The sequence below is a fragment of the Mycobacterium sp. AT1 genome, assembly GCF_002043095.1.
Taxonomy (GTDB): domain Bacteria; phylum Actinomycetota; class Actinomycetes; order Mycobacteriales; family Mycobacteriaceae; genus Mycobacterium.
The window spans coordinates 67,537-93,216 of record NZ_MVOC01000038.1 but is presented as its reverse complement, the minus strand read 5'-3'; the positions used below and the strand labels follow the sequence as shown (position 1 = coordinate 93,216).

Below are 25,680 nucleotides of genomic sequence, written 5' to 3'. Positions count from 1 at the left end.
GTACTCCCGCTCTACTCGAATCAACAGCGAAAAAACGAGTAGTCGACTACTGGTGCCGGGCGTGCGCGCGCCAATTTAACTGTCTGCATCCGATATTGACGATCCGACGATCTGTGCAGGAGTGAATGTCATGAACAGCGTGCTTTTCTGGAATTCCGTACTTCTCGAAGCCTCGCGGAGGGACTTCAGCCGCGGCTATGTCAACAACCAGCAACCTGGGCCGATCCGGACCTCGCGGGCCATGGCGATAGTGCATCTGGCGATCCATGACGCGGTCGCCTTCCGCAACAACCCTGCGGCTGCCTATCTCACCAAGAAGAACGTGATGCCACCGATTCCGAATCTGACTGGCCCGGTCGACGACATCATCGCCGGCGCCGCTGTGACGACGCTCAAGGCCCTCTACCCTCACCCCACCTACAGGGCAATTTTCGACGACGCGCTGGGCAGCGTGAACACGGCTGCCTTCGACGGCGGCGTACTGGTCGGCGAAGCGATGCTCAAGCATCGTGAGAGTGACGGCTCGGCAACGATGGTGACCGGCCCGCAGCCCACGGCGCCGGTCTATGGCCAGCACCGCGCCGATCCCTATGCGCCGGGTCAGGCCCAGCTCGGGCCGGTCTGGGGCGATGTGAAGCGTTTCACTGGCACGGCGCATCAGCCGCTCGATCGCTTCCCGGGACACGGTCTACCCGACTACCTCGCCGATCCCGACTTTCGCGCGGACTTCGAAGAGGTACGCGAACACGGCTCGGTAGCCCGGCGGCAGCGCACGGCCAAGCAGGAGCGCCGCGGCGTCTACTGGGGTTATGACGGTGCCAACAATCTGGGCGTGCCGCCGCGGCTTTACAACCAGATTGCACGCGAAGTCGTACGCAACCGCGGGCTCTCGTTGCCCCGACTGGCCGAGCTGTTCGCGGTCGTGAACGTCGCCATGGCGGACGCGGGCATCGACTGCTGGCATCACAAATACATCAACCGCGTGGCGCCGTCGCTTGTAGACCTGTGGCGCCCCGTGGTTGGCATCCGCAATGGGGCCGACCCGGATGGTGACCCATTCTGGGCACCGCTCGGTATGCCGCAGACCAATGCCGCTCGCGGCACGCTCACCCCGCCCTTCCCCGCCTATCCGTCTGGCCACGCGACCTTCGGCGCGGCGCTGATGCAGGCGTTGAGGTTGGGACTGAAGACCGCGCCTGCAATCACCCTCCAGGACGTGCTCAACGTCGAAACCGGGGCGTCCCCGCCGGTTGCGGCGGAGAGTTTCACCTTCGTCTCCGACGAACTCGACGGCGTGTGCAGTGACCCAGACGGGTCGATCCGCACGCGCGTGCCGATCCCGTTCAACAACTTCGTCGAGCCGGTGTGGGAGAACTCGGTGAGCCGCGTCTATCTGGGCGTGCACTGGCGGTTCGACGGCATCCCGCGCAACGCCAGCAAGAATGTCGGCGGTGTCCCCCTTGGCCTCGCCATCGGACAGGAAGCGCACGCCTTGTTCAACACGGCGCCGTCACTGGGGGGCACGGCCTAGGACATGTCGCAGTGGAGCCGGGGCGAGGGATCTGCCGATGATCACGCCGAATTGCCAACGCGGAAACTGAAATTCAACCGCATCGCGGAAACCTCTGTCAGGTGCCGTTTGGCGACGATTTGCCTAGCTCGACTGGGATGACTGGGTTCCGTTCCCGCGGGGTCGGCGGTGCATGGCGTCGAAGCAGTCATCGCACGCTCGCGAAATCGCGGTACCGCAGCGCACGAGACCGTGAATGTCACCGGCCACGGTCCACTAGTCGTACCCGTCTCGGGGTTTGTCAGACGCGCCGGCGCCGCGATAGTCGGGCCTGGTCACCCGTGGCCGATGCGAACCGTCTCCCCCGCGTCGACCCAGGCCCGAACGTGGTGGACATCGACGTCGCGCGTTCTGGTCATGTTCCGCGTTCTGGTCATGTTCATTGCCCTTCTGTGTTCATGCCTGTCCGCGGCCAGTGTCGCCCCGACGGCGCCACCACGACGTCCGATCGCCATGCCGACTAAAGACAAAGGGTGCGACCACCGGTGACACCGGCGAAAGGGACCCGCGTCGGCTGACAAGGTTGAAGGGCAATCCTGCAGCCAGCTCGTCGTTTGCACTCCACTGCCAGGTCCCCTCTCCTGACGCAAGCGCCGACGAGGTGTCGTTCCGCGTCAATCCCCCTTGGACCAGGGTCTCCGGGAGGAGACGGACACCATAATGGTTGCCGTGGACAATCAAGCGCCGTTCTCGCCGCCGAGTACGAAATGTAGAGGTGGAGTCATGTTCACCATATCGCCGCCAACTCTGGCGATCGACGATTCCGACGCCCGCTTTCCGGTACGTCGGGTGTACTGCGTCGGACGCAATTACGCCGACCATGCCCGCGAAATGGGATCAGACCCCGACCGCGAGCCACCGTTCTATTTCACGAAGCCGGCCGACGCGGTGTTCACCGTCGGCGAGGGCTATCGCGGCGGCAGGCCGGGTGTCCTCCCCTATCCGCCCGCGACCCACAATCTGCACCATGAGATCGAGCTCGTCGTCGCGATCGGCTCAACCGTAACCAACGAGCCGGCTACCTCAATCTTGCAACATGTTTGGGGTTATGCGGTCGGCGTGGATCTCACCCGCCGCGACATGCAAGACGACGCGAAGGCCACTAGGCGACCCTGGGATCTCTCCAAGGGGTTCGATGCCTCCGGCCCACTATCACCGTTGGTGCCCGCCAGCGGCGACAGGGGAAAGTCGGGCAGGATCTGGCTCACCGTGGACGACGAACTACGCCAAGAGGGTGACCTCGCAGACCAAATCTGGCCCGTCGCCGACGTCGTGGCACAACTGTCCGCCTCGGTCGTCCTGCAGCCAGGCGACCTCATCATGACGGGAACACCGTCTGGTGTCGGTCCCATCGAACGTGGACAGACGGTCGCCGGAGGCATCGACGGCATCGGTGAACTCACCTTCACCGTGGAGTGACCAACCGCAAAAACCCTTGGCCCACTGGCGATCACCTAAAGTTGCCGGGCATTGGCTCGGTGTCTGTCGCCACCGCGGCCTTGTTGGAGCTTCTGCCCGACCGCACCGCCGACGAACGAACACCGGCCCCCTGCCGGCGGGCAAGAGGGCCGATGTCGTAGCGGCAGAGAGTCAGACGGCCAGCAGGCGGTCGAAGAACTCCCGATAGCGCTTCAGGGCGATCCGCAGATCCTCGGTCGAGACCTCCTCGCCGCGGGCCCACTGCTCCTCCAGACGCGAACGGGCATGGGAGAAGCTCGATGTCAGCTGGTCGACGACGTCGGAGACCAGGCCGTCGGCCTTCTGCACGCACTCCTTCGGGTCGTCGACGAAGCTGGCCTGGACGCTGTCCCACCGGGCGCGGAGCCCGACCATCTCATCGTCGGCGAAGAGGTCGTCCCCGATCGCCGATGACCGTCCGCCAGCAGCGCCGGTGTCGGCCGTGCGCGATGACACGCCCTGGACGCCAGACGGATCGGGCACCGACCCCTCGTGCGAGAGGTGGTCGCCAGCAGGCTGGTTCATCCGGTCGTCCGACGAATGGCCGAGTCGCTCGTCCGACGGCTCGGCGAGACGCTCGTCGCTCGGTTGCGTCACAGTCTCCAACAATGGCGGCTCTGACGTCGGTCGAGCGCCAAGGCCCGCTGACTGATCGGCGTAGCCAGAGTTTTGGTCGTACTCCGGTGCGGCGCCCTGACCGGTGGGATGGTCCTGCCGGTCGGCGGGACGCTGCGCGGTCGACGGGTCGAGAGACGGGTCGTAATCGGTGTGCTGATCGTGGGTGGTCATGCGCGTGCCTCCTGTGACTTGTCCTTCTCCGATTCGAGCAACTTCGTGAACAGTGCGCGGTAGTGCACGAACGCCTGGCGCTGCTGCTCGGTGCCGACGTCCCCCTTCTGCTGCGCGAGGTGAATGTCGTGTGCTGCGCGGTAATCCGCGACCACCGTGGGGTGGTCGACCGAGATGTCGGCGGCCTGGCGGTCGAAGTCGTCCACCGGGTAGCCACGCTCACGCATCACCTCCGTGACGAGCAGATCGGCTTCTCCCACCGCGCTCGACGGATGATCGACGAACGCGGTCTGTACGGCCCTCCACCTGTTGGTGAAGCCGTCCAGCGCCGCGGGGCTCAGGGGCCGGATGTCGAGCTTGTCCCGCTTCCTCTCCCGGGCGATCAGTTCCTTCTCGGCGGCCCGCTCGTCGCCGGCCTCGGACACCGTGCGGTCGTACTCGGGACCGAAGCGCTGCTTGAGCCGGTCCGAATCACGTCGGCCCCGGGTGGCGATGACCACCACCGCCACGATGACGATCACGACGGCGATCGCGACCACTATCCATATCCAATTGGGCATTTCGACTTACCTCCTATGCTGAGCAGGGCGTACCCCGCGGGTTTTCGACGCAAACGTCAATAGTTCTGGATCGAGTCCAGAATGGCCCGAAGACGTTGTCGCGCAGTGCTTCCGCGCGGCCGACTGCCCGACGGGCCGAAGCGCGTCGATCAGTAGTAGGTGCGTCGACCGCCCACTGCGCGCCCCGTCGAGCCCAGCAGCGTCAGGATCAGCCCGACGACGACCAGGATGATCCCGATCGTCCAGAGGATGGAGATGTGCAGGAGAAATCCTGCGATGAGAAGAATGATTCCGAGAACGATCATGGCTTTGCCCTTTCTAAGGTTCTGCATCGCTGAAATCGGGCCCTTGGTGCCCCTTCCCGGTTGACCAGGTGCTCGGCGTGCACTCAGTCGACCACCGTCGGGGGTACCGCACTACACCCCTAGGGAGGGATGTGTGAGCGCCTATCCACGGGGGCGCGGGCAGCGGTCGCCGACCCGCTGGACTACGTCGTGCACACCGAGCACGTCCAGGCCGGCCCGTACCGGGTGACGGTCTCGCAGGCAAGTCCGGCACAATTACGGCGATCGCTCCCGACGGCAGGGAGGTCGCGGATCGACGGTCCTCAGGGCGAAGGCACCGCCGACGCGAGTGCCTAGTGACCCGTCTCAGATGGGCACGCCGCTAGGCCATAGGTGTGGCACGAATCGTGTTGAGCGCCAACCCTGTTCACAGTGCGTGGTTCATCCAAAGCTCTACGTCGCGCCCGCGCCAGTCGCCAGCCTGGCGTTGCGCCGCGCGTTGAGCGCTAAGACCGCTGGGACTTCGCGAAGCAGCACTCGTCGTAGCTGCTAGGCGACCGCTGGTCCGCTCAGCGGAAATAAGGTTCGACCGTGCCGCTGAGCTTGACGACCATGGGATTTCCGCGGCGATCCTTCGCGGTGGGGACTTCAGCGCGCACCCAGCCCTCGGCCACGTTGTATTCGTGAACGTTGGTCTTCTCCACGCCATTGAAGCGAATACCCACGTCGCGGCGAAGCACCTCTTCGCTGTAGAAGGCGCTACGCGGGTCGATGGAGAGGTGATTCGGTGGAACGTCTGTGTTCTGGTCCTCGGACATCATGGCCTTCGTTGAATGCTCGGATTGTTCTCAAGGAATCTACGCGACCCTGCCGTAGTCGGTTGTCGTAGGCCTTGAAGGGCCGCCTCACATTCATTCCTCGAGCGAGGCCGAGAAAGGCGCTTCATTACCCGCAGCGATGCGCACGTTCGCGCCGTAGGCTCACGGCGTGCACCACGTGACCACGGCCACCGCAGCGTCAACGGCGGCGCTGACGGTGGGTCTGTCGGTCTATGCCGCGTTGATCTTCGCTGGCATCGCGGTCGCGCTCTACGACGCACGCCGGCACCGACGCGGGCGGGCGACCGCCGCCGCGGTGATCGTCGGAGTGCTGACCTTGGCCGGGCTGGTCGTCGCGATCGCCAGCAGTGTCGCGTGAACCGCCACAACGAGGCCGGGGCGAACACTGGGCGGTTGGCGGGGTCCGGCAACCGCTGTCCGCGCCTATCTCCTGTCGTTCCCCCCAATGCACTGCTGCGTATCGCGGGGAATACGGCGGAATCGAACATGGGCAGGCAATGGTCGGGGATTGTGGGGCTTAAGCTTGAATTGCGCGGGGCGGGAGCGTAATCCGGCGAGTGTGGAAGGCGACGTGTCAATGGCGACAGTGGGTCTGATCGGGACGTTGGACACCAAGGGGACGGAGTACGCGTGGCTGGTCGACCAGCTGGCCGCAGAGAATTGCGCCACTCTGCTGATCGACGTGGGAACCTTCTCGCAGGAGTCGTCGCGCGCTGACGTCACGTCCGCCGAGGTCGCGGCGGCGGGCGGTTCCAGTCTGGAGGCGCTCCGCGCTGCCGACGATCGCGGGCGAGCCATGGCCGTGATGGCCACGGGCAGTGCCGCCATCGTGCGCGCCTTGCACGCCGAGGGACGCATCGACGCGCTTCTGGCGATCGGCGGCTCCGGTGGTTCGTCCATCGCCGCCGAGGCGATGCAAGCGTTACCTGTCGGCGTTCCTAAGCTGTTGGTGTCGACGATGGCCTCCGGCGACGTGGGCCCCTATGTCGGCGAATCCGATGTGACGCTGATGTACTCGGTGGTCGACATCTCGGGCATCAACCGGATCTCGCGCCAGGTGCTGGGCAACGCCGCATCCGCCGTGGCAGGGATGGCCAGGCGATATGAAGGCCTCCGTGATGCCCCCGACGCGGCCGACGGCAAGCCGCTGATTGGCATGACCATGTTCGGCCTCACCACGCCGGCCGCCAACGAAGCGCGGGCCCGATTGGACGAATTGGGCTACGAGGTGCTCGTCTTTCACGCCACCGGCTCCGGAGGCAAGGCGATGGAGGGCCTCATCGCCAGCGGATTCCTGGCCGGTGTCCTCGACCTGACGACAACGGAGCTGGCCGATGAACTCGTCGGCGGGGTGCTGACGGCAGGCCCGCACCGCTTGGAGGCTGCCGCGAAGTTCGGCACGCCGCAGGTGGTCAGCGTCGGTGCTCTCGACATGGTGAACTTCGGACCCAGGGCGTCAGTCCCAGCGACCTTCTCCGAACGGCTGTTCCTCGTCCACAACCCCACCATCACCCTCATGCGCACCACGCGGGCAGAGATGACGGAACTGGGCAGCATCATCGCCTCCAAGCTGTCTGAAAGTACTGGTCCCGCAGAGGTATTCCTTCCCCTCGCAGGGGTTAGCGGCATCGACGTCGAGGGCGGACCGTTCGCCGACCCGGACGCCGATCGGGCACTCTTCGCCGCCATCCGGACGGGACTGGAAGGCACCGCGGTCACCGTCCACGACGTCCCCACCGCGATCAACGACGAGGGATTTGGTCGGCGGATGGCCGAAGCGCTCGATCAGCTCATCAGAACGACCATGAACCACCCTCTTTCTCAAAAGGATTCGTGATCCACGTGTTGCGAAGCGAAGCGTTGTCCCGACTCGCCGAGACCTTGGCGTCCGGCCGCCCCATCGTCGGAGGAGGGGCCGGCACCGGCCTATCTGCAAAGGCCGCCGAGGCAGGGGGGATCGATCTCCTCATCATCTACAACTCGGGGCGCTACCGCATGGCCGGGCGCGGGTCGCTCGCCGGACTGCTCCCCTACGGTGACGCCAATGCGATCGTCGTCGAAATGGCCAACGAGGTGCTTCCAGTCGTCAAGCACACGCCTGTGCTGGCTGGCGTGTGCGGAACCGACCCATTCCGTCTCATGGACAGGTTCCTCGACGAGCTGATCCGCATCGGATTCACTGGCGTACAGAACTTTCCGACAGTCGGCCTCTACGACGGCGTATTTCGGCAGAACCTCGAAGAGACCGGAATGGGCTTCGACCTCGAAGTCGAGATGATCGCCACCGCGGCACGAAAGGGACTACTGACGGCACCCTACGTCTTCGATTCCCACCAGGCGGCCGCCATGGCCAAGGCCGGGGCCGACATCCTGGTCCCACACGTGGGACTCACGACGAGCGGCACCATCGGTGCATCGACGGCGCTCACGCTCGAGGACGCGGTCAACTCGGTCCAGGCCATGCACGACGCTGCCAAGGCGATCAACCCGGACGTCATCGTGCTGTGCCATGGCGGGCCGATCGCACAGCCGGAGGATGCGCAGTACGTCCTCGACCACACGAGCGGAATCGTCGGCTTCTTCGGCGCATCGTCGCTGGAACGGCTCCCCACCGAAATCGCCATCCGCGGACAGGCGGAGAAGTTCAAGGCCATGACCCTCTGACGGCCCCGCGCCTTCGGAGGGCAGGCCGGACGTCCCGTGCAGCGAGCACTGAAGGCGGATCGCTGCACGCCGTTTGGTGGGGCGGTGGCTGCTCATGCACGACCACGCGGATCGGGTGCCATCGTTTCCTCGAGCAGGTCCAGCACCGCACGCCATGCCCGTGTCGCGTGCAGGGGATGATGCCCGACACCGGGAACCGTAGCCAGCTGTGCAGGTTCGGGACGGTCCGCCGCGTCGCCAGGCTGCATGGGTGCGGCCCAGAAGGCGTGCTGAGCTCCGCCATAGACGTTGACGCGCCAATCGACCCCAGCGTCTTGAAGGACGGCGGTGAAGGCCAACAGTTGCTCGGGGGTGCAGAGGGGATCCTCGGAGCCGGTGCCAAACAGGAATGCTCCGCTGACACTCCCCCACTCCAGTGCGTGGGTAGGCGCTGGCAAGGCCGGGTGGATCGCTGCGAGTGCCTTGACGTGCGTGCCCGTACCGGCGAGTTCGAGCATGATTCGGCCGCCAGCGCCAAACCCCACCATCGCCAGCCGTTCACGGTCGGTTCCAGGTTCAGCTAGTAGAACCTCGAGCGCCGCCCGACCGATGGCTCGCATGCGACCGGGGTCGGCCAGCAGCGGCATGACCCGGGCCAGCATCGCCTCTGGTTCCCCGAAATACGTGCGGCCAGCGTGATAGTCCATGGCGAGGACGATGTATCCGCGGTCGGCGAGGATGTCTGCGCGGCCGCGTTGGTAGTCCTCCAGACCGATTCCGTCGTGGCCGATAAGCACCGCCGGCCATGGACCCTCACCGTCGGGACGCGTCAAGTGGCCGACCATCCTCCGGCCGTCGACCTCGTAGATTGCTTGGCGCGCAACGACCATGGCAGAAACGCTATCGAGTTCATTCGTGGTCACACATGGGTTTCGCCCTGAGCCGAAGACTCACGACGGCGACACCGAAACCTCCGCGGCAGCCCCCGGCACGCATGGTGGTGGCTCCGGGGTGAAGCGCCGACGTGCAAACCGGTGCCGTATCGGGCGCTCAGCGCCGCCCTAACTCGACAGGGCCCCTCGTATCCGTGCGCGCCTCGACGAGGCCTCCTCGCGTGCGGTCAGTGCTTCGTCGATGGTGACGGCTTCGAATGAAGCCGTCGAGCCCGGAGCCAGCTGGGCGAGGACGTTCATGTCGGCACTGATGACGGTTGCGACCATGGCGTAACCGCCTGCCGAGACGGCGTCTCGGTGCAGGACTATCGGTTGACTCCCGCCGGGTATCTGGATCGAGCCCATCGCGTATCCGGCATCGACGATGTTCGACGGGTCCGATCCCGCACCGAAGGGTTGTTCGCGTTCTTCGAACTGGAACTTCTCTTCGCCCTTGAAGCGAAGACCGGTCCGATCGGCTACCGGTGTCAGCTTCCACTCCGCCGACGTCAGCATGTCCAACGAGTGCGTGGTGAGCAGGTGGGCGTACAGGCCTACGACCACGCGGGTGGTGACAGCGCGGGAGAACGACGGCCGTAGATCCTCGGGCAGTGTTCGGAGAGCTGGGCTTTGACGATCCGAGGCTCCGATCGGCACGGAGTCCCCGCTTGCGAGCGGACGACCGTGCAGGCCCCCGAGCTTTCCCAGCGAGTACGTGCCTCGACTCCCCAGAACGATGGGGACGTCGATCCCGCCTGCGAAGGCGAGGTACGTCCGGGTGCCTGCCGATGCGAAGCCACAGGCCACCACGTCACCTTCCTGGAGCGCGACGGCGGTCCACTGCGGAACGGAGTCACCGTTGACGCTGACGTCCATCGTGGCGCCCGTCACCGCCATGACGGTCGGCGCGGTGACGGTGAACTTTGGTGCCGTGTAGGTCGCTTCGATCGTCGCAGCTTCCCGAGGATTCCCCACCAACAGATTTGCGATCTCGTGGGAGACCGTGTCCATCGCACCCCCAAGGGGGATGCCCACATCGTAGTGCCCTGGTCGTCCCAGATCCTGGATCGTGGACTGCAGGCCCGGCTCGTCAATCAGTAGCGCCATCGAGGGCCTCCAGTACGTGTGCGTTGAATGCGTCGGGATCGGCTGTCCACCGGGCGAGATCGAATTCGACCTCGGCACGCCTGTAGCGGAACGTGTTCTGCTCGAGCTCGGTTTGGATTGCGCCGTATTGCTTCTCGTCGATCGGTGTGAACTTCACGATGTCGCCGGCACGGAACAGCACCGGTGATTCCTGGAAGTCCGACAGAGCTGAGTCCAAGGCGAACACCGGCGCTGCAGCGATGCCGAACATCTGGTACCCACCAGCCCCGCGGACCGAATAGACGACGGAGAAGCAGCCGCCGTGCCCGACCGTCAGAGCAGGGGTGTCGGTGCGGGGACTGAGGTACTTGGGCACCTCCAACTGCCTCTCACGGGGGGCCATCTGGTACATGAACGGGAGTCCGGCAACGAAGCCGACGGCGGTCACCATCCACGGTGTGGCGTGGTGACGTTCGATGAACTCCTGCGCGTCGGCCAAGCCGTTCACCTCGGCGGCGAAGTCGAGGTCACTCTTGTCCGGTGTTTGGTGGTTGGACCGAAAGCGTTCGCCCACTTCAGATGTGAACGGATCCTCGTACCAAACCGGGACTTCGATGACCCGCGCCGTCGAGGTCTGGGATGTGCCGGCGCGCACCCGCGTCTCGAGTTCCTGGACCTGCGACCGCAGTGTTCGAGGTGCCGTCACGTCGGGGTCGTAGCGGAGCAGGAGCGAGTTGTTCGTCGGGCAGATGTCGGTGACTCCGCCGATCTTCGCGGCGCGTATTTCCTCGGCGAGTGCGCCGACGACGAAGAAGCCTTCCAAGCTCATGGCTTCGTCGATCTCGACGAACAGGAATTCATCGCCGCCCCAGGAGTATCGGGCGTGCTCCGGCAGTTCGGTGGCGGTCATGCTGTCCCCTGCAACAGTTGCTCGGCGGATTGTTCCAAGAACTTCGTGTGGTGCGTCGCGTCGGCTACGGCTCGATGGGCGAGTACCGCCTCCAAATACACTGCGGTGGTGTCCACCCCGATGATTCGGAGTTCGGACAGCGCCCTCCGCGCTCGCGCGATCGCGGACGGTCGATCGGAGTGCCAGACGATGACCTTGGCCACCAGCGAGTCGTAGTAGGGCGACACGGCGGAGCCGCCGACGACGCCGCTGTCGACCCGCACTCCCGGCCCGCCGGGATAACGTATCTCGGTGATGGTTCCCGGGCTCGGCATGAACCCCTGAGCCGGGTTCTCGGCATTGATGCGCATCTCGATGGCGTGGCCGTTGCGGGTGATGGCGCTCTGGTCGTAGCCGAGCCTTTCGCCGCCGGCGATGCGCAGCTGTTCACGTACCAGATCGATGCCGGTGATCATCTCGGTCACCGGGTGCTCGACCTGAAGTCGGGTGTTCATCTCGATGAAGCAGATTTCACCGCGCGCCCCGTCGTAGAGGAATTCGACCGTGCCCGCTCCGCGGTACCTACAGCGGCGTCCGAGATCGGTTGCTGCGGTCAGCATTTGGTCTCGCAAGTGGCTGGGCAGATTGGGCGCGGGCGTCTCTTCGACGATCTTCTGCTGACGCCGCTGTAGCGAGCAGTCGCGATCGAAGAGGTGGACGACGTCCACTCCGTCACCCAGGATCTGCACCTCGACGTGGCGCGCCTTGTCGATGAAGCGTTCGAGGTACACGGCAGGGTCTCCGAATGCGGCACCGGCCTCCGCGACCGCAAGCTGAATCTCCCCCGCCAGTTTCTCGGCCGATTCGACGATTCGGATACCGCGGCCCCCGCCTCCTGCCGAGGCCTTGATCAACAGTGGGTAGCCGATCGACTCGGCGATCGCCTCGACGTCGTCCTCGGGTCCGACGGCACCGTCGCTGCCGACCAAAACCGGGACGCCGGCATCCTTGGCCGCTTGGCGGGCAGCGGCCTTGTTGCCCATCAGGGCAATGGAATCGGGACTCGGCCCGACCCACGTTGCGCCGGTGGCCTCGACCATTCGCGCGAACTCTGCGTCTTCGGAGAGGAATCCGTATCCGGGGTGCACCGCGTCCGCCCCGGAAGCCTTCAGCGCTTCGATGACGGCTGCCGAGTTGAGATAGCTCTTGGCCGCCTGCGCGGGACCGATGACACTCACGTAATCGGACAGTTCTGCTGCCAGGCTGGCGCGGTCGGCCTCACTGGCGGCGAGAACGGTTTCGAGTCCGACCTCGTGCGCCGTCCGGATGATGCGAACGGCGATCTCGCCGCGGTTGGCTACAAGTAGTCGCTTCACTGGTCCTCCGTGAGTGTTGCGATGACGGTCCCCGGATCGACTTCACCAAGATCGTCGACGACGAACTCGGCGATCACCCCGGCCACGTCACTCTTCACTTCACTGAACTGCTTCATGATCTCCACGAGACCGATCGCCTGCCCGGCTTCGACGTGGTCACCCTCGGAGACGTAGGGCGGTTTTCCTGGTCCGGGGCTTCGGTAGAAGATTCCCGGTAGCGGAGTTGAGATCTCATGGGTGGCCAATGGTTTGCCTCTCGGGACGAGATGCCTGCTGGCATTCTTGGAGCGCAGATACGACGGCTTTCGCCACCTCCACGCAGTTCGGGGTATCGGAGTGCACGCAGATACTGGAGAACTGAACTGGCAACGTGGTGCCGTCGTCGGCGCTGATGGTGCCGGTGGTGACTGCCGACTTCACCCGAGCCGCTGCGGCACCGGGGTCGGTGGTCTCAGGTCGTCGGACGATGACCAGATTCCCGTCATGGTCGTAGTTCAGATCCACGTAGAGTTCCGGAACGAATTGTGCGCCTGCCTCGTCCGCGGCGCGCTGGTGCGCGGTGTCGGCGAGCCCGAAGACTTGAACCCCCAGCCGGGCCGCATGTTCCGCTAGTGGTCTCATCAGATCCTCGTCGCGCGAGAGCATTCCGAAGAACGCCCCGTGCGGTTTGATGTGGTTGAGGCGGCCTCCCGAGTCCGCGATGAAGGCACTCAGTGCCCCCACCTGATAGATCACCAGGTCACGCACTTCGTCGGCCGAGAGGGTCATCTGGCGCCGTCCAAAGCCGGTGAGGTCGGGCAAGCCGGGGTGTGCTCCCAGCGCCACGCCGGCGCGGGCAGCGTTGACGACGGTGGTCGACATGACGTGGGGGTCGCCGGCATGAAAACCGCAGGCGATGTTCGCGGCGTCGATGAGGGTGAGGAGCTCGTCGTCGTGGCCAAAGCTGTGCAGCCCGAATGACTCTCCGAGGTCGGAGTTGACGGTGATGGCGGATGGCATGGAGGAAACGCTATGCAGACATCACCACCCCAGATAGCGTGCATCAGCACGAAAACATGGGAATCTATTTGGGCATCTGCACGAGATTGTGCATTGCAGCGCGCAACGGCATCTCGACCGTAACGTCGACGAAACCTGTCGCCGAGGACCCGTAAGTGCACCAAGAAGGCGGTAAGCCGTGCAACTGGCCGAACTGATGTCGAATCAATACCTCGCCCTCCGACTGAAGACTGCGACGCAACCCACGCGGATGCGTCGGCCCATCTCGACGGTCGCGCCAACGGAGCTGATCGAGCCGACCGCATTTCTCGAGGGAAACGAACTGGTGACACTGACCGGTATCGCCATGAACTTCCAGGATGCCCGGACGTGGGACGCCTACGTGGAGCGCCTTGCCGAGGTGCCCGTTGCGGGCATCCTGTTCAATTCCGGCATCGCCCACCCCGAGGTCCCCGGCGGCCTGATTGACGCTGGAAACCGTTTCGACGTCCCCGTACTGGAGGTGGCGCCGCCGGTCAACCTTCTCCAGGTGCACCGCCTCGTGAACGACAGCATTCAGGCCGAGCAGTATGCCGTCCTTCGCAGTTCGCTCGAATTGGCCGACACCTGCGCCGAACTCGAAGCACGCGGGACCACTCTGCTGGAACTCCTCGAGCAGATCCGAACGGCCGTGGGCGGCGAGGTTGGACTCGTCGATTCGCAAGGGCGGATGGTCGCCAGCCAGCCGCCGGGCATGAATTGGAAGTTGCCTGCGGCGCGCACCCGGAAGACGTCCGACGGCATGTCCGAACACCTACGCCGCCTCAACCCGGTGCGTGGCAGCGAGCGCTTTTCGATCGCCGTCCGTTCGCCACGAAGCGAATCCGTCATAGATCCACTGCTCGGCCCGGTGGGATCCATCGTCAGCCTCCATCTGCACTCTGCCGCCGAGCAGTACAACGTCGAGAACGACCGGATGCGTTCGTTGATCGAGCACCTGCGCATGCCCGACACCGAGTCGCCCCGGTACACGAAGAAATTGATGCGCGCCGCGGGCTTCGATCCCCAGAAGCCGACGCTGCTCACCACGTTCCGCGCCGGGGCCGATCCGAACGATGCGTGGCGGATGCGACTTCAATTCGCAGACATCCTTCCAACTCTCGGGCTACTGGAAGCCGAGCACTTCTCCCTGCTCATCGGCCAGAACTTCGACGTCGACGATGCCCAGACCACGGTCATCCATCGCTTGCACGACATAGCCCCGCGCAGACCGGCGATCGTCACGGCCCCCATGGTCGGCATCGGAAGTCTGCGCACCGCCATCCTGGCCTCACCGCGCCAACTCGTTCGCGTGAACGAGCCCACCATTGCGCGGCGATTCGATCTACCGTCCGTTCTCGCGACGGCGCTCACGAAGGGCGGTGTGGAGCAGGCTCTCGAGTTTCTACGGCCCCTTCGCGACTATGACGACGAGACGAACTCCGATCTGATCGTTACTCTGCGAGCGTTCCTCGATGCGGACGGCAGCCCCACCAAGACCGCCGCCGCTTTGTTCATTCATCGCAATTCCCTTGCCTACCGGTTGAATCGAATCGGCGAGCTCTTGGGGGTCTCCTTGAGCACGGTCGACGGAAAGACGACGTGCGCGGTCGCCCTTGCCGTATGGGAGATGCAGGAGGAAATCATTCCGGACCGCGCTCGGACTACCGAGTGACGAGCCGCCCATGCCACCGGGCGTGGGTCGTCGTGGCCGGCCGTCAGCTGGGAGTCGGGACGGACCCCGCCGCGTCGAGCAGCACCGAACGCAGCACCCGGCGGTCGACACAGCGGCCGGTCAGCTCGTCGAGCAGCTGATCGAACGTGCGGCACACGGTGACCTTGCCGGTGGGCCGGGCGACGGTCCACGCACGGTCGACGACCCGGACGCGAACCCCCCGAGCATGTCTGGTGGCGGCCGCGGCGATGGCGGCCCGACGGCGAGGTCCGGACACGAACGCCGCCATGTCGTCTGGCGGGCCTGCACCGCACGCGCCACACATCAGGGCATCACGTCACCGGAGTTGGGGCCTAGTACCTGGCCGACGAAAAGGTTTCCGCCCGGGTCGGAGGCCAGCAGCACGGCGGTGGGGGCCACTTCGTCCGCGGTGCCGAACCGGCCGAGTGGCAGCTCGGCGCGTTTGGCCCGCTTCCACTCGTCGTCGATCCCGTCGAGCATCGGTGTCTCGATGGGTCCGGGGGCGATGGCGTTGACGAGCACACCCCGCGACGAGACTTCCAGGGCGAGGGACTTCGTCATCGCGATGACACCCGCCTTGGCGGCGGCGTAGTGCGCCAACGACTCGCCGCCCTTGATGCCCAGCTGTGAGGCCACGTTCACGATGCGTCCGCCCCCTTGGTCGAGCATCCCCTGCAGGACAGCGCGATTGAGCAGAAACACACTGGTGAGGTCGACACTCAGCGTCTCCTGCCACAGGGCCGACGACATGTCCACCACCGGCGACTGGGTGAGGATGCCGTGCGAGGTGACCAGAATGTCTATGCGGCCCAGCATCTCGGTGGCCGCCGCGACCGTGGCGTCGACGGCGTCCTCGTCGGTGGCGTCGAGAACGAGTCCGCCGTCGGCCCCTAGTTCACTGGCGACATCGGCGGCGCGTGGACTGCGGTCGGCGACGACGACGCGTGCACCCGCCGCGAGGTAATGCGCGGCGACCGCACGTCCAATGCCACTGGCCGCTCCGGTGATCAGCGCGGTGCGGCCCTGCAGCAGGGAGCTTTGGGGGATCGTCATTGGCGTCCTTCCTGTCAGTCGCGCATGAGGACGGTCAGTCCGCCGTCGACGACGATGGCCTGTCCGTTGACGTAGGAGGCTGCATCGCTGGCCAGAAACGTTGCCACCGAGGCGATCTCCTCGGGTCTGCCGACCCGTCCGGTGGGAATGTTGGCACCGGCCGCGCGCAACCCCTCGGGGCCGAGCGAGTTGACCGCGTCCAGCGACTGAGGCGTCTCGATCAGTCCGGGGATGATGGCGTTGGCGCGCACGCCCCGCGGCCCAAGTTCGACACCCAGGCTCCGGACCAGGCCGATCACGCCGGCCTTCGCAGTGGCGTAGTGCGCGTGTTCGCCCCACCCGTAGACGCCGCCTGCGATGGACGAGATGGCGATGATGGAACCGCCAGCGCCCAAGTGTGGTGCCGCGGCGCGCGCGGTACGCATGACGCCGTGCAGGTCCACCTGCAACACGTCGTCCCACTGCTGGTCGGTCATCGTGGCGAACGGCGCTGCCCGCAGGATGCCGGCGTTGGCGACGGCGGTGTCCAGCCGTCCCCACATCCCGAGTATCTCGGCGACGAAGCCGTCGACGGACTCGGTGCTGCGGACGTCGACTTCGACGATGGCGGCCTCACCTCCGGCGTCGTGGACTGCCTGCAAGGTGGTGTGGGGATCGTGCGGATCGCCCGAGTAAGTGCCGATGCCTACGCGATAACCGACGCTGGCCATGGACACCGCGGTCGCGGCTCCGATGCCCGAGGCCGCACCGGTGATGATCGCAACCGGTGCGTCGGGTCGCTTCGCGGCGGTCATCCGACAGCGCCGGGGGTTGCGGCGGCTTCCTCGAGTTCCTCTGCCGACGAGACCTTCCGCACGAACAGCACGACGACCGCTGAGATCAGCGCGCCGACGGCACCGACGTACAAGGCAGCCGTCGAGTACGGCACCGCCGCAGCGGCGAGGCTCGCGAGAATGAACCCGCCGATGATGGCGCCGGGCTGGCTCATGGCTCCGATGAACGAGCTACCGGTGGCACGGCAGTCGGTGGTGAAGCACTCGGCCTGCAGGAACATGATGGCGGCGTACGGGCCCAACAGGAAGAACAGCCCCATCATGTAGGTGACGATGACGTAGAGCGTGGTGTTGGGACCCAGCAGCATCGCGGCAAAGAAGACGGCGGAAAGCGACCAGCCGACCGCGATGGTGTTGCGACGACCGAAGCGGTCGCCGGCCCAGCCGTGTGCGAGGTAACCGAGCGCGCCGACCACGTTGGACACCACGACCATCAGCAGGGTGTTGGAGGCGTCGATCCCCTTGCCCGACTCGAGCACCGTCGTACCGAGGACGGAGAAGGTCTGGATGGCGAACCAGTTGAACAGCCAGGCCACCGACAGCACGATGGTGTTGCGCAGGTGGACGCCGTGGAAGATGCGTTTGAGGGGCGCGGCGACGTCGTGGTCGAGGTCGTAGGCACCGGCCACTCGTGCGGCACCGGTATCGTCGCCGTCCTTGCGCAGCCGGCGAATCCGCTGCTGTAGCAGGAACTGTGGGCTCTCCTTGAGTTTCAGGCACAGCAGCGCCACGATGATCGCGGGCACGGTGGCCAGCAGGAAGGCCAGACGCCAGGAGCCTTCCCCGAAGACGGCGGTGACGACCGCGACGAAGCCCGCCGCCAGCAGCGCCCCGATGGGCCAGCCGGTCTGCACCATCGAGTAGATGAAGCCGCGGTTGCGCCGGATCTTCTCGTCTTCGGTGAGTTCGTACAGTTCGTTGAGATAGGTGGCGTTGACCGACTGTTCGGCCAGTCCCAGACCACTGATCGAGCGGACACCGATCAGGGACGCGGCGCCGACGGATGCCGCCGTCGCGGCCGACGAGGCTGCGGTGCCCGCAACGGAGATGATCATGCCCTTGCGCCTGCCCAACCGGTCCACCATCGGGCCGACGCCCAGCACGACGATCGCGGTTCCCACGCTGACGAGCGTGGAGACGAAGAGCGCGTGACTCGTAGTCCAGCCGAAGGACTCCGAGATGCGTGGCAGCAGCGTGCCGAAGAGGATGAAGTCGTACACGGCGATCGTCCAGGCGAAGAACGCGATGCCGGTTGCCCTGCGCGTTTCCCGGACCGGTATGCGCCGCAGGGGTGGTGTGTCGTTGTCTTCGGGTGGGGTGCTCATATGCTGGAAGTCCTTCCGGTGCTTTGGTGCTGTAGTTGGCCTGAATGCTCGGAGGTGGGCTGGGCCGGGGTGTCGGGTCGCAATCGCTACCCCGGTCCGGTTGCGGCTAGCTGGTGCTGACGCGCGGCCGCCGTGTCACGAAGTCCTTGGCGATGCCGTCGAACGTGCTCCAGGTGACTCCGGCGTGCGAGTTGATGTGCTCGATCAGACGCTCGAGCATCAGCAGCACCTGAGGTCGCCCGGAGACGTCGGGGTGGATGGTGAAAGTGAAGACGGCGTAATCACTTTCGCGGTAGACCCAGTCGAACTGGTCGCGCCACATCTCTTCGATGTGTCGCGGGTTGACGAAGCCGTGACTGTTCGGGCTGGTCTTGATGAACATCATCGGCGGCAGGTCGTCGAGGTACCAGCTGGCCGGGATCTCGACCAGGTCGGTCTCCTGCCCACGAACCAGCGGCTTCATCCACGTGGACGCCGGTTGTTCGTAGTCGATCGGAGTCCAGGAGTCGCCGACGCGCACGTAATAGGGCTCGAAGTCCCTGTGCATCAACGAGTGGTCGTAGGCGATGCCGCGTTCGATGAGTAGTTCGTTGGTCACCCGACTGAACTCCCACCATGGCGCGACGTATCCGGTGGGCCGCGTGCCCGAGCGGTCTTCGATCAGCGAGATGCAGTGGTCCAGGATGTCGGATTCCTGCTGGCGACTCATGGCGATCGGGTTTTCGTGGCTGTAGCCATGCACCCCGATCTCGTGTCCGGCGCCGACGATCTGATCGAACTGCTCGGGGAAGGTCTCGATGGAGTGCCCGGGCCAGAACCAGGTGGAGGGAAGCTGATAGCGGTCGAAGAGCTGGTTGATGCGTGGCACGCCCACCTCGCCGGCGAAGATGCCTCGCGAGATGTCTCCTGGTGAGTCCTCTCCCCCGTAGGAGCCCAGCCAGCCCCCGACTGCGTCGACGTCGACGCCGAATGCGACGAATATTTCCTTGGCCATGATGCCAATTCCCTTCCGGTGGTTGCGGTTACATGGGTCATCTGGCACATCAACCCAGCGCGGTGGCGATATCGGCAGGCGCGGCGCCTGCCGAGAGCATCAACGCCAGGGTGATGCGGGTCTGCGAAGGCGGCAGCGACGCTGCGACGGCACCGGCGGCCGCCAGGTCGAAGCCCCCGCCGTGGCCGTAGACCGGAAGCACCGGGCCGTCGGCCACGCGGGTGGACAGCGCGATCATCACCTCGCCGGCGACTATGTCGGCCACCGCTTCGGCGATGCCCGCAGGAGCATTGCCAAGACCGGTTCCGACCAACACGATGCCGCGCGCCCCAGCCGTCACCGAGGCCCGTAGCAGCGCATCGTCAGCGCCGGGATAGACGGCGACGACGTCTACTCGCACGGTGTCGAAGGCCGACGTCACGGGGGCTTGCGGTGCGGGCCGCACGGGCACGTTGTGCACGTGCACGGCGCCGTCGCGCACCGTCGCGACGGCGCCCGCCGGATTCGAGAACGCTGCCAGGTCCACGGTGTGCGACTTGCGCACCCCGCGGGCGGCGAAGACCGATCCGTTGAACGCGACGACCACACCCGTACTGCGTGCTTTGGGACTGGCGGCCACGTCGACGGCGTCCCGCAAGTTGCGCGGTCCATCGGTGTCGGCGACGTCAGCCGCACGCTGCGCTCCAGTGAGGACCACGGGGCGGTCGTCGCCATGGGTGAGGTCCAGCAGTATCGCGGTCTCCTCGAGCGTGTCGGTGCCGTGAGTCACCACGATGCCGTCCACGTCATCGCGGCCGAGATGGTAGGCGACGGCCTCTGCGATGGCTCTCATGTCGGTCGGCGTCATGCGGTACGACCCGGTGCGGACCACGTCGTGCGCCTCGACGGTGACGCCCTCACCGGTCTCGATGCCGGATAGCAGAGTCGACGCGTCGTCCACGGCCACCACCGAGTCACCACTACGGCGTGAGGAGATGGTCCCACCGCTGGTGAGGACGACGACGTGGGGCATGACAGGTGGGCTCCGATCGCGTTCGAGAGATCTGGATCACTAAGGCCTTTCCCCAGTCAAGCGCACCCAAACGCTTGACACAATCGATTGGGCCAAACGATTGTGTAAATTCCGCGCTACGGCGTCGCGTCCCCTCCCGCCCAGCTAAGGTGCTACGCAGGCGCCAGGCGGCGCATGCCGCGGGTCGAGGAGGGTGATGGGCGAGACGAGCCGAACGTCGGCGCAGTTCCCCGCCCCGGTGACGCTGAGGGTCATCGCCGAGGAGATCGGCGTGAGCGTGTCGACGGTGTCGCGCGTGCTAAAGGCCGAGGGCGACGACGCCACCCGCTGGGCCTCCGCCGAGACCGTCGCACGGATCAGGGCCTACGCCAAGTCCCGCGAATACCGGCCACATCCGCATGCGGCCAGCCTGCGCACCGCCCGCTCCGGACTGGTGGGGGTACTGGTCCCCCGGCTGCAGGACTTCGTCCTCGCCACCGTCTACGAAGGCGTGGAGGAGGCCGCCACGGAGCACGGCTACTCGACGTTCGTCACCAACTCGCTCGACGATCCGGCGAACAAGGCCCAGCGCACGGAGATGATGCTGCAGCGGCGCGTCGAGGGGATCATCTTCGGCGACGCGCACCATCACGACCCCTTGCTCAGCGCACTCGCCGAGCGTGGAACGCCCTTCGTCCTCGTCTCACGCCGCAGCGGGGACTACGTGTCCGCCACGTGCGACGACCTGCTCGGCGGCGCTCTCGTCGGCCGGCATCTGGTCGAGGCCGGCCGTCGGGACCTGGCGGTGCTCGCCGGGTTGCCGTTCGCCTCGACCGCCATCGAAAGAACCACCGGGGCGGTCGACGCCTTCACCGAGGCGGGGTTGCGCGTCGCGCCGGAGCGCATCGAGTGGGGCCCCTTCGACGCGGCGGGCGGACGGCAGGCAGCCGAGAAGATACTGTCGCGTCGGCCCTACCCGGACGCCATCTTCGCCACCAACGACTTCGCGGCGATCGGCGCGCTCGGCGTGCTGCGCGACCATGGGCTCCGGGTGCCCGACGACATAGCGCTTATCGGCTACAACGACACCCCGCTGGTCGCCGAGATGCCGACGCCGCTGACGACGGTCCGCTCCCCGATGCACGAGATGGGCCGCCGCGGCATCGAGTTGCTGATCGAACTGCTCGGTGGCGGTACGCCGGATTCCGAGCGGCTCACTCCGGAACTCGTTGTGCGGCAATCCGGCTGAGCCGCGTTAGCGCGGCACGAGCGCCAGTACGTCGTCCAGTTCGCCGAGAAGCTGATCGGCATGCGCAACCAGAGTTACGCGCGGCTGCGGGCCACACCAATGGGCGCAGTCGAGGCTGTCGTCGCGACGGGGATACCGCCATGCCCCCAATGGACATCCGGCACGACTCCGCTCCTCGTCGATCTGGAGCGAACTTGGTAGGCCAGCCTCGGCTGCGGCCTGCAAGAAACATACCATCGGAATGTTTCGATGGCTCCCCAGTCTTAATGTGACGCCCGTTACACCCGACCGAAGACGCGGCCGGCGTCGACTGGGCGTCGGTTGACAGCGCCAAGGGCGCCAGCCCGGGGGGTCTGGGCGGTGACACAATCGTGGGGTGACGGCCACCAGAACTGCCCGCTACGAGAAAGTCTCGGCACTTCTGGCCGCGCGCAGCGACTTCGAGCTCGCTGAGCTAGTGAGCACCGGTCAAGTCATCAGCGTGGGGGTGGGTGGTGAATCGGGGATTCTCGACATCGACGGCGTGCCGGTGTTCACCAAGCGGAGCCCGCTATCCGACCGCGAGATCGTCGGCACAGGGTCCACGGCGAACCTGTTCGACCTGCCGATGTTCTGCCAGTACGGTATGGGCGGACCGGGTTTCAACGCGTGGCGCGAGCTGGCCGCGAACGTCATCGTCACCGACGCCGTTCTGGCCGGCGAGACCCAATCGTTCCCAATCCTCCACCACTGGCGGGTGCTACCTGGCCGGTCGCCGATCGCAGCCGAACACGCCGACGTCGACACCGTCGTCGCCGCGCAGTGCGGCAGTCCGGCCGTGCGGACCCGTCTCGAAGCGCTAGCCGCCGCAACGTGCAGTCTCGTGCTGTTCTGCGAGTACATCCCACACCCGATGGCGAACTTGTTGCGAGACAATCCGGCGGATAGGGCCGTCACGGTCGAACGGCAGCTTTCGGAGATCGTGACGTTTCTACGCGATCGCGAGTTGCTGCACATGGACGGGCATTTCGGCAACATGCGCACCGACATGGAGCGCATCTATCTCAGCGACTTCGGGCTGGCCACATCCCCGCAATTCGAGCTGTCGGCCGCCGAACGCGACTTCGTTGGACGACACCTCACGCATGATGCCGGTTACTCCGCGATGCGACTGGTCGACTGGCTGGTGACCGACGTCTGCAAGATTCCGGCTTCGCCCAGTGTCGGAGGCATAGGCGCCCGTGAGTACGTAGTCCAGTGCGCCGCTGGACGCATACCGGATGACGTGCCACCGACGATCGCCGCGATCTTGAGCCGGCACGCACCCGCGGCCGCGAAGATGAGCGCCTTCTACCGGAGGCTCTTCAGCGGTGACCTCCACGCGAAGTACCCCGAAATATGAGGTTCCTGCGGAGGGGCTGGTGCAGGCGGTATGCAACGGTTCCCATGTTGGCACGCAGCAACTCTCGTATCCATTGCGCGTCATGTGATGTCTAGGTGATCGTGGCCGAGCGAGCGACTCTGGGGTCAAGCGCATCCGCGGTCGTCCGTCCGCAGGATCGAGACTCGTCGATTGACGCTCGCGGCTTGACTAGACTTCTCGATTCATGGCCTACCTCCTGCAGCTGGACTCGTCTGCCAACCTCAACTCGTCGGCATCGCGGCGACTGACTGCCGAGGCCGCCGAGCGGTGGGTTTCGGGGGGCGCTGACCGCGAGATTCGTCGGCGCGATCTGCACACCGACCCGCTGCCACACCTGCCGACCAACGCACTGCACTTCATCGCGTCCCGTAGACCGGAAGATTCCGCCGCGCCAGCGCCGGAGGCCCAACGGTTGCAGGACGAGTTGCTCGACGAGCTGGCGGGCGCCGCGGTGGTGCTGATCGGCTCGCCGATGTACAACTTCTCGATGCCGTCGACGCTCAAGGCGTGGCTCGACTACGTCCACGTCATCGGCGCCAATTCGCCGTCCGCCGAGGGCATCGACCCCCTGCGGTCCAAGCCGGTGACGGTGATATCCGCGCGCTCGACGCCGACGGGCGAGGACCCGCAAACCGACTTCGTCCTAGGCCCGTTCTTCGCGATCCTCGGGGGCTTCATGAGCATGGACGTCCGGGGCTTCGTCGTGCACACCGAGCCACCCGCTGCGCCGGGCGACTTCCACCGACCCTACGACGTCGTCCGCGACGAGGTGCTCGCCAGCATCGACAGCTAGATGAACTGCATCGAGAACGCAAACACCTCGGCGACCGACGGTGGCATGGTGCCAAGATCGGAACCAACCGACCTCGCCGGTGTGACTGCGTCAAGTTGCGATCTGTGAATTATGTTGCAGTGCAACCAATAGAGGTGAATGCCCCGTGCCCGCCCTCGTCGTCGCGGATCTGCACATGGTGGTGTGTCGTGTGCTATGCCCAGTCACCTGTGCACCTTGCTGGGCTGAATTGTGATTGAGGGAATCGAACCCCTGCACTGCCCTCCGTGCACCAGCAAGTGACCGGAATTGACCCGCCGGTCGCGGGCTCGTACACGCCTCCGCTACGACTACCTGCTCCACCTCAGTCCAGAAGGTCGACCTCCCAGTTGGTGCGCTGAATTCGAACGTCGAGCTCACGCAGTTCGCGCGCCACCTGGTCGGCTTGAGTCCGCAGATCGCCAACGGGCAGGGCCGAGAACATCTTCAGTTCCGAGCGCAGCTGCCGCGCGTAGGCGTGCTGGTTGGTGCCCGCCGCCGCGTCGGCCGCCGTCGTCAGAACGTGGTGACGCAGCCGCAGCACGTCGCGGCGCGCCAATGCGTCGGTCAACGTGCCGTCGACCTCCATGGCGGTGGCCGCGTTGGTGCGGTTGATCCGCCGGATCAGCTGCTCGAACTCGCGTAGCGCCTCGTCGGCCTCGACCAGTAGCGCGCCGGCGTCCTCGGACGGCTCCTCACCCTCCTGGTACCGGGCGTTGCTCGCGATCCGGGTCCGCAGTTGTTCGATGCGACGATGCACATTCGCCCGCAGTGACAGGGCCTCAGCCAACCTCACGACGACGCCTCCTGCTCTGTGTCGAACCGCCGAACCGTTTCGGTGGCCACGCCATGGTGGGTCCTCGAACGACCGGCCGGCAACCGGTTTTCTCTCCGCGAGACGTCACCTGGAATGGGAAAACGCATCGACGACTCCGTCGGCAGCCGACGATCTACTACGAATCACGAAGACCAACCCCAGCGGGAGAGGCTGAGAAGCGTTGCCGTGCAACCGGGCGCGCCTCGGCACGGCCGTGATCAACCGTCGTAACTGGCCCGACCGTCGTCGTTGTAGGCCATCAAGCGCAGCTCGCGCTGCCAGGATGCTGCACGGTAGAGGTCAAGGCAGCGACGGATTGCGAAGGCCATCAGCGCGCAGAGTCCTACGATGCCAACCCATGAAGCCCACGCGCGGCCCGTCGCGACCGCCTGCGCGTCTACCTCTCGGTCTGGGGCAGACACCACCGCACCCGCGTCGTCGAGCCAAACAGTCACCGGCGTCTTGGCTTTGACGAACGACGGACTCGTGATGACTTCCGAGCGACGGTGCACTCCCTCACGCCACTCGACGCGAACTGTGACGGGTGAACCAAAACGACGAGGCGCGGGATTCCCGCTGTCCTCAGTGGCAACCGCTGCGACGGAGTGCCGGGACTGCTGTTGCCTGCTGATCTGCTGCATGCGATCTGCGTAGGCCTCGTCGCCCACCCGCTGGGCAACCGGGATCGCAAAAATCGCTACTAAGAGGACCAGTAGGAGCGCACATGCCTCCAGGCGGTCGCTGGCGCGAGCGAGGCGGTTACGACTCAACGCGTGCACCAGCCAGCGAACCCGGAGGGCAGGGACGGACTCGATCAGCGCCACGTCCACGCCCCCGGCGGAAGCTGACCGTTTGTTACGACCATGTTTCCATGCTGGCACCGTCATCCACACGTGTGCCAATCGCGCCCGCTGATCGCGACCGAAGTCACACCAGTCGCAGTCGAGTCGGGATGGCCGATCACCCCATGTCGCGAGGGTTCCGCTGCTGAGCGACGCCCTGCTCGAGCAGCTTCCCCGAACCGACCCCCGAGACGCTCGACTTGGGATCACGCCTGCGGACCGTG

28 protein-coding genes are annotated in these 25,680 nt (G+C 65.6%); 10 read left to right on the top strand and 18 right to left on the bottom strand.

Annotated elements, in window-relative coordinates:
- The first annotated feature begins 130 nt into the window (after window positions 1-130).
- Window positions 131-1,531 (top strand): vanadium-dependent haloperoxidase, encoded by a 1,401-nt coding sequence (locus B1790_RS18700; RefSeq protein WP_079924755.1) that lies wholly within the window; start codon window positions 131-133, stop codon window positions 1,529-1,531.
- Window positions 1,532-2,293: 762 nt separating this feature from the next.
- The gene (locus B1790_RS18695; protein ID WP_079924754.1) at window positions 2,294-2,989 is read left to right on the top strand and encodes a fumarylacetoacetate hydrolase family protein; all 696 of its coding nucleotides are present in this window, start codon (window positions 2,294-2,296) and stop codon (window positions 2,987-2,989) included.
- Between the two features lie 171 nt (window positions 2,990-3,160).
- Here B1790_RS18695 and B1790_RS35885 read toward each other — a convergent pair whose 3' ends face one another.
- The 3 genes from B1790_RS35885 to B1790_RS35040 all read right to left on the bottom strand — a co-directional run bounded on the left by B1790_RS35885 (window position 3,161) and on the right by B1790_RS35040 (window position 4,682).
- Entirely contained in the window at window positions 3,161-3,817 is a 657-nt protein-coding gene (locus tag B1790_RS35885; protein ID WP_369832373.1) for a hypothetical protein, read from the bottom strand.
- Window positions 3,814-4,377: a hypothetical protein gene (locus B1790_RS18685; RefSeq protein WP_079924753.1), complete on the bottom strand. Its 564-nt coding sequence runs from the start codon at window positions 4,375-4,377 to the stop codon at window positions 3,814-3,816. Before B1790_RS18685 ends, B1790_RS35885 begins: the two co-directional genes overlap by 4 nt.
- A gap of 149 nt (window positions 4,378-4,526) precedes the next feature.
- Window positions 4,527-4,682 carry a DUF6131 family protein gene (locus tag B1790_RS35040; protein WP_198952043.1) on the bottom strand — a complete coding sequence of 52 codons (156 nt, stop codon included), beginning with the start codon at window positions 4,680-4,682 and terminating at the stop codon, window positions 4,527-4,529.
- Window positions 4,683-4,811: 129 nt separating this feature from the next.
- Here B1790_RS35040 and B1790_RS34335 point away from each other — a divergent pair, with 129 nt between their 5' ends.
- The gene (locus tag B1790_RS34335; RefSeq protein WP_142271386.1) at window positions 4,812-5,018 is read left to right on the top strand and encodes a hypothetical protein; all 207 of its coding nucleotides are present in this window, start codon (window positions 4,812-4,814) and stop codon (window positions 5,016-5,018) included.
- Between the two features lie 212 nt (window positions 5,019-5,230).
- Here the strand turns inward: B1790_RS34335 and B1790_RS18680 are convergent, their stop codons facing one another.
- Entirely contained in the window at window positions 5,231-5,479 is a 249-nt protein-coding gene (locus B1790_RS18680; RefSeq protein ID WP_079924803.1) for a DUF3297 family protein, read from the bottom strand.
- 169 nt (window positions 5,480-5,648) lie between these two features.
- Here B1790_RS18680 and B1790_RS18675 point away from each other — a divergent pair, with 169 nt between their 5' ends.
- The 3 genes from B1790_RS18675 (at window position 5,649) to B1790_RS18665 (ending at window position 8,164) form a co-directional block, all read left to right on the top strand.
- Window positions 5,649-5,858, top strand: coding sequence for a hypothetical protein (locus B1790_RS18675; protein WP_079924752.1), 210 nt, complete (start codon window positions 5,649-5,651; stop codon window positions 5,856-5,858).
- 219 nt (window positions 5,859-6,077) lie between these two features.
- Entirely contained in the window at window positions 6,078-7,337 is a 1,260-nt protein-coding gene (locus B1790_RS18670) for a Tm-1-like ATP-binding domain-containing protein (RefSeq protein WP_079924802.1), read from the top strand.
- 5 nt (window positions 7,338-7,342) lie between these two features.
- Complete coding sequence (locus B1790_RS18665) at window positions 7,343-8,164, top strand: phosphoenolpyruvate hydrolase family protein (RefSeq protein WP_079924801.1); 822 nt, start codon at window positions 7,343-7,345, stop codon at window positions 8,162-8,164.
- Window positions 8,165-8,256: 92 nt separating this feature from the next.
- On the opposite strand, the gene B1790_RS18660 is transcribed toward B1790_RS18665, so the two are convergent.
- The 6 genes from B1790_RS18660 to B1790_RS18635 form a co-directional block, all read right to left on the bottom strand.
- Window positions 8,257-9,033 carry a dienelactone hydrolase family protein gene (locus B1790_RS18660; protein WP_079924751.1) on the bottom strand — a complete coding sequence of 259 codons (777 nt, stop codon included), beginning with the start codon at window positions 9,031-9,033 and terminating at the stop codon, window positions 8,257-8,259.
- 171 nt (window positions 9,034-9,204) lie between these two features.
- A complete protein-coding gene (locus B1790_RS18655) occupies window positions 9,205-10,182 on the bottom strand; it encodes a biotin-dependent carboxyltransferase family protein (RefSeq protein WP_079924750.1) in 978 nt (325 codons plus the stop codon).
- Entirely contained in the window at window positions 10,166-11,071 is a 906-nt protein-coding gene (locus B1790_RS18650; protein ID WP_079924749.1) for an allophanate hydrolase subunit 1, read from the bottom strand. Before B1790_RS18650 ends, B1790_RS18655 begins: the two co-directional genes overlap by 17 nt.
- Window positions 11,068-12,426: an acetyl/propionyl/methylcrotonyl-CoA carboxylase subunit alpha gene (locus B1790_RS18645; protein ID WP_079924748.1), complete on the bottom strand. Its 1,359-nt coding sequence runs from the start codon at window positions 12,424-12,426 to the stop codon at window positions 11,068-11,070. Before B1790_RS18645 ends, B1790_RS18650 begins: the two co-directional genes overlap by 4 nt.
- Window positions 12,423-12,671 (bottom strand): acetyl-CoA carboxylase, encoded by a 249-nt coding sequence (locus tag B1790_RS18640; RefSeq protein WP_079924747.1) that lies wholly within the window; start codon window positions 12,669-12,671, stop codon window positions 12,423-12,425. The genes B1790_RS18645 and B1790_RS18640 overlap by 4 nt, the downstream gene beginning before the upstream one ends.
- Window positions 12,658-13,425: a 5-oxoprolinase subunit PxpA gene (locus B1790_RS18635; RefSeq protein WP_079924746.1), complete on the bottom strand. Its 768-nt coding sequence runs from the start codon at window positions 13,423-13,425 to the stop codon at window positions 12,658-12,660. The genes B1790_RS18640 and B1790_RS18635 overlap by 14 nt, the downstream gene beginning before the upstream one ends.
- 178 nt (window positions 13,426-13,603) lie before the next feature.
- Between B1790_RS18635 and B1790_RS18630 the strand changes: the two genes are divergently transcribed.
- Entirely contained in the window at window positions 13,604-15,118 is a 1,515-nt protein-coding gene (locus B1790_RS18630) for a PucR family transcriptional regulator (RefSeq protein WP_079924745.1), read from the top strand.
- Between the two features lie 43 nt (window positions 15,119-15,161).
- Here the strand turns inward: B1790_RS18630 and B1790_RS18625 are convergent, their stop codons facing one another.
- The 6 genes from B1790_RS18625 to B1790_RS18600 all read right to left on the bottom strand — a co-directional run bounded on the left by B1790_RS18625 (window position 15,162) and on the right by B1790_RS18600 (window position 20,356).
- A complete protein-coding gene (locus B1790_RS18625) occupies window positions 15,162-15,395 on the bottom strand; it encodes a hypothetical protein (RefSeq protein WP_142271385.1) in 234 nt (77 codons plus the stop codon).
- 47 nt (window positions 15,396-15,442) lie between these two features.
- Entirely contained in the window at window positions 15,443-16,192 is a 750-nt protein-coding gene (locus B1790_RS18620) for an SDR family NAD(P)-dependent oxidoreductase (protein ID WP_079924743.1), read from the bottom strand.
- Window positions 16,193-16,206: 14 nt separating this feature from the next.
- Window positions 16,207-16,986 (bottom strand): SDR family NAD(P)-dependent oxidoreductase, encoded by a 780-nt coding sequence (locus B1790_RS18615; protein ID WP_079924742.1) that lies wholly within the window; start codon window positions 16,984-16,986, stop codon window positions 16,207-16,209.
- Window positions 16,983-18,350, bottom strand: a complete 1,368-nt coding sequence (locus tag B1790_RS18610) for an MFS transporter (protein ID WP_079924741.1) — start codon at window positions 18,348-18,350, stop codon at window positions 16,983-16,985. The genes B1790_RS18615 and B1790_RS18610 overlap by 4 nt, the downstream gene beginning before the upstream one ends.
- A 106-nt stretch (window positions 18,351-18,456) precedes the next feature.
- Window positions 18,457-19,344: a polysaccharide deacetylase gene (locus tag B1790_RS18605; protein ID WP_079924740.1), complete on the bottom strand. Its 888-nt coding sequence runs from the start codon at window positions 19,342-19,344 to the stop codon at window positions 18,457-18,459.
- Between the two features lie 49 nt (window positions 19,345-19,393).
- Window positions 19,394-20,356 (bottom strand): asparaginase, encoded by a 963-nt coding sequence (locus B1790_RS18600; RefSeq protein WP_079924739.1) that lies wholly within the window; start codon window positions 20,354-20,356, stop codon window positions 19,394-19,396.
- Between the two features lie 196 nt (window positions 20,357-20,552).
- On the opposite strand from B1790_RS18600, the gene B1790_RS18595 reads away from it, so the two are divergent.
- The 3 genes from B1790_RS18595 (at window position 20,553) to B1790_RS18585 (ending at window position 23,779) form a co-directional block, all read left to right on the top strand.
- On the top strand, window positions 20,553-21,584 hold the full coding sequence (locus B1790_RS18595; protein ID WP_079924738.1) for a LacI family DNA-binding transcriptional regulator: 1,032 nt from the start codon (window positions 20,553-20,555) through the stop codon (window positions 21,582-21,584).
- Window positions 21,585-21,960: 376 nt separating this feature from the next.
- Window positions 21,961-22,965 (top strand): serine/threonine protein phosphatase, encoded by a 1,005-nt coding sequence (locus B1790_RS18590; protein ID WP_079924737.1) that lies wholly within the window; start codon window positions 21,961-21,963, stop codon window positions 22,963-22,965.
- Window positions 22,966-23,170: 205 nt separating this feature from the next.
- Window positions 23,171-23,779, top strand: a complete 609-nt coding sequence (locus B1790_RS18585) for an NAD(P)H-dependent oxidoreductase (RefSeq protein ID WP_079924736.1) — start codon at window positions 23,171-23,173, stop codon at window positions 23,777-23,779.
- 343 nt (window positions 23,780-24,122) lie between these two features.
- Here B1790_RS18585 and B1790_RS18580 read toward each other — a convergent pair whose 3' ends face one another.
- Both B1790_RS18580 and B1790_RS18575 read right to left on the bottom strand, forming a co-directional pair.
- Window positions 24,123-24,593 carry a DIP1984 family protein gene (locus B1790_RS18580; RefSeq protein WP_079924735.1) on the bottom strand — a complete coding sequence of 157 codons (471 nt, stop codon included), beginning with the start codon at window positions 24,591-24,593 and terminating at the stop codon, window positions 24,123-24,125.
- A gap of 239 nt (window positions 24,594-24,832) precedes the next feature.
- The gene (locus B1790_RS18575; RefSeq protein ID WP_142271384.1) at window positions 24,833-25,438 is read right to left on the bottom strand and encodes a hypothetical protein; all 606 of its coding nucleotides are present in this window, start codon (window positions 25,436-25,438) and stop codon (window positions 24,833-24,835) included.
- Between the last annotated feature and the right edge of the window lie 242 nt (window positions 25,439-25,680).

Coding starts and splice junctions, on each gene's coding strand:
- B1790_RS18700 (WP_079924755.1), top strand. CDS start 131: ATGAACAGCGTGCTTTTCTGGAATTCCGTACTTCTCGAAGCCTCGCGG.
- B1790_RS18695 (WP_079924754.1), top strand. CDS start 2,294: ATGTTCACCATATCGCCGCCAACTCTGGCGATCGACGATTCCGACGCC.
- B1790_RS35885 (WP_369832373.1), bottom strand. CDS start 3,817: ATGACCACCCACGATCAGCACACCGATTACGACCCGTCTCTCGACCCG.
- B1790_RS18685 (WP_079924753.1), bottom strand. CDS start 4,377: ATGCCCAATTGGATATGGATAGTGGTCGCGATCGCCGTCGTGATCGTC.
- B1790_RS35040 (WP_198952043.1), bottom strand. CDS start 4,682: ATGATCGTTCTCGGAATCATTCTTCTCATCGCAGGATTTCTCCTGCAC.
- B1790_RS34335 (WP_142271386.1), top strand. CDS start 4,812: ATGTGTGAGCGCCTATCCACGGGGGCGCGGGCAGCGGTCGCCGACCCG.
- B1790_RS18680 (WP_079924803.1), bottom strand. CDS start 5,479: ATGTCCGAGGACCAGAACACAGACGTTCCACCGAATCACCTCTCCATC.
- B1790_RS18670 (WP_079924802.1), top strand. CDS start 6,078: ATGGCGACAGTGGGTCTGATCGGGACGTTGGACACCAAGGGGACGGAG.
- B1790_RS18660 (WP_079924751.1), bottom strand. CDS start 9,033: ATGGTCGTTGCGCGCCAAGCAATCTACGAGGTCGACGGCCGGAGGATG.
- B1790_RS18655 (WP_079924750.1), bottom strand. CDS start 10,182: ATGGCGCTACTGATTGACGAGCCGGGCCTGCAGTCCACGATCCAGGAT.
- B1790_RS18650 (WP_079924749.1), bottom strand. CDS start 11,071: ATGACCGCCACCGAACTGCCGGAGCACGCCCGATACTCCTGGGGCGGC.
- B1790_RS18635 (WP_079924746.1), bottom strand. CDS start 13,425: ATGCCATCCGCCATCACCGTCAACTCCGACCTCGGAGAGTCATTCGGG.
- B1790_RS18620 (WP_079924743.1), bottom strand. CDS start 16,192: ATGACGATCCCCCAAAGCTCCCTGCTGCAGGGCCGCACCGCGCTGATC.
- B1790_RS18615 (WP_079924742.1), bottom strand. CDS start 16,986: ATGACCGCCGCGAAGCGACCCGACGCACCGGTTGCGATCATCACCGGT.
- B1790_RS18610 (WP_079924741.1), bottom strand. CDS start 18,350: ATGAGCACCCCACCCGAAGACAACGACACACCACCCCTGCGGCGCATA.
- B1790_RS18605 (WP_079924740.1), bottom strand. CDS start 19,344: ATGGCCAAGGAAATATTCGTCGCATTCGGCGTCGACGTCGACGCAGTC.
- B1790_RS18600 (WP_079924739.1), bottom strand. CDS start 20,356: ATGCCCCACGTCGTCGTCCTCACCAGCGGTGGGACCATCTCCTCACGC.
- B1790_RS18595 (WP_079924738.1), top strand. CDS start 20,553: ATGGGCGAGACGAGCCGAACGTCGGCGCAGTTCCCCGCCCCGGTGACG.
- B1790_RS18585 (WP_079924736.1), top strand. CDS start 23,171: ATGGCCTACCTCCTGCAGCTGGACTCGTCTGCCAACCTCAACTCGTCG.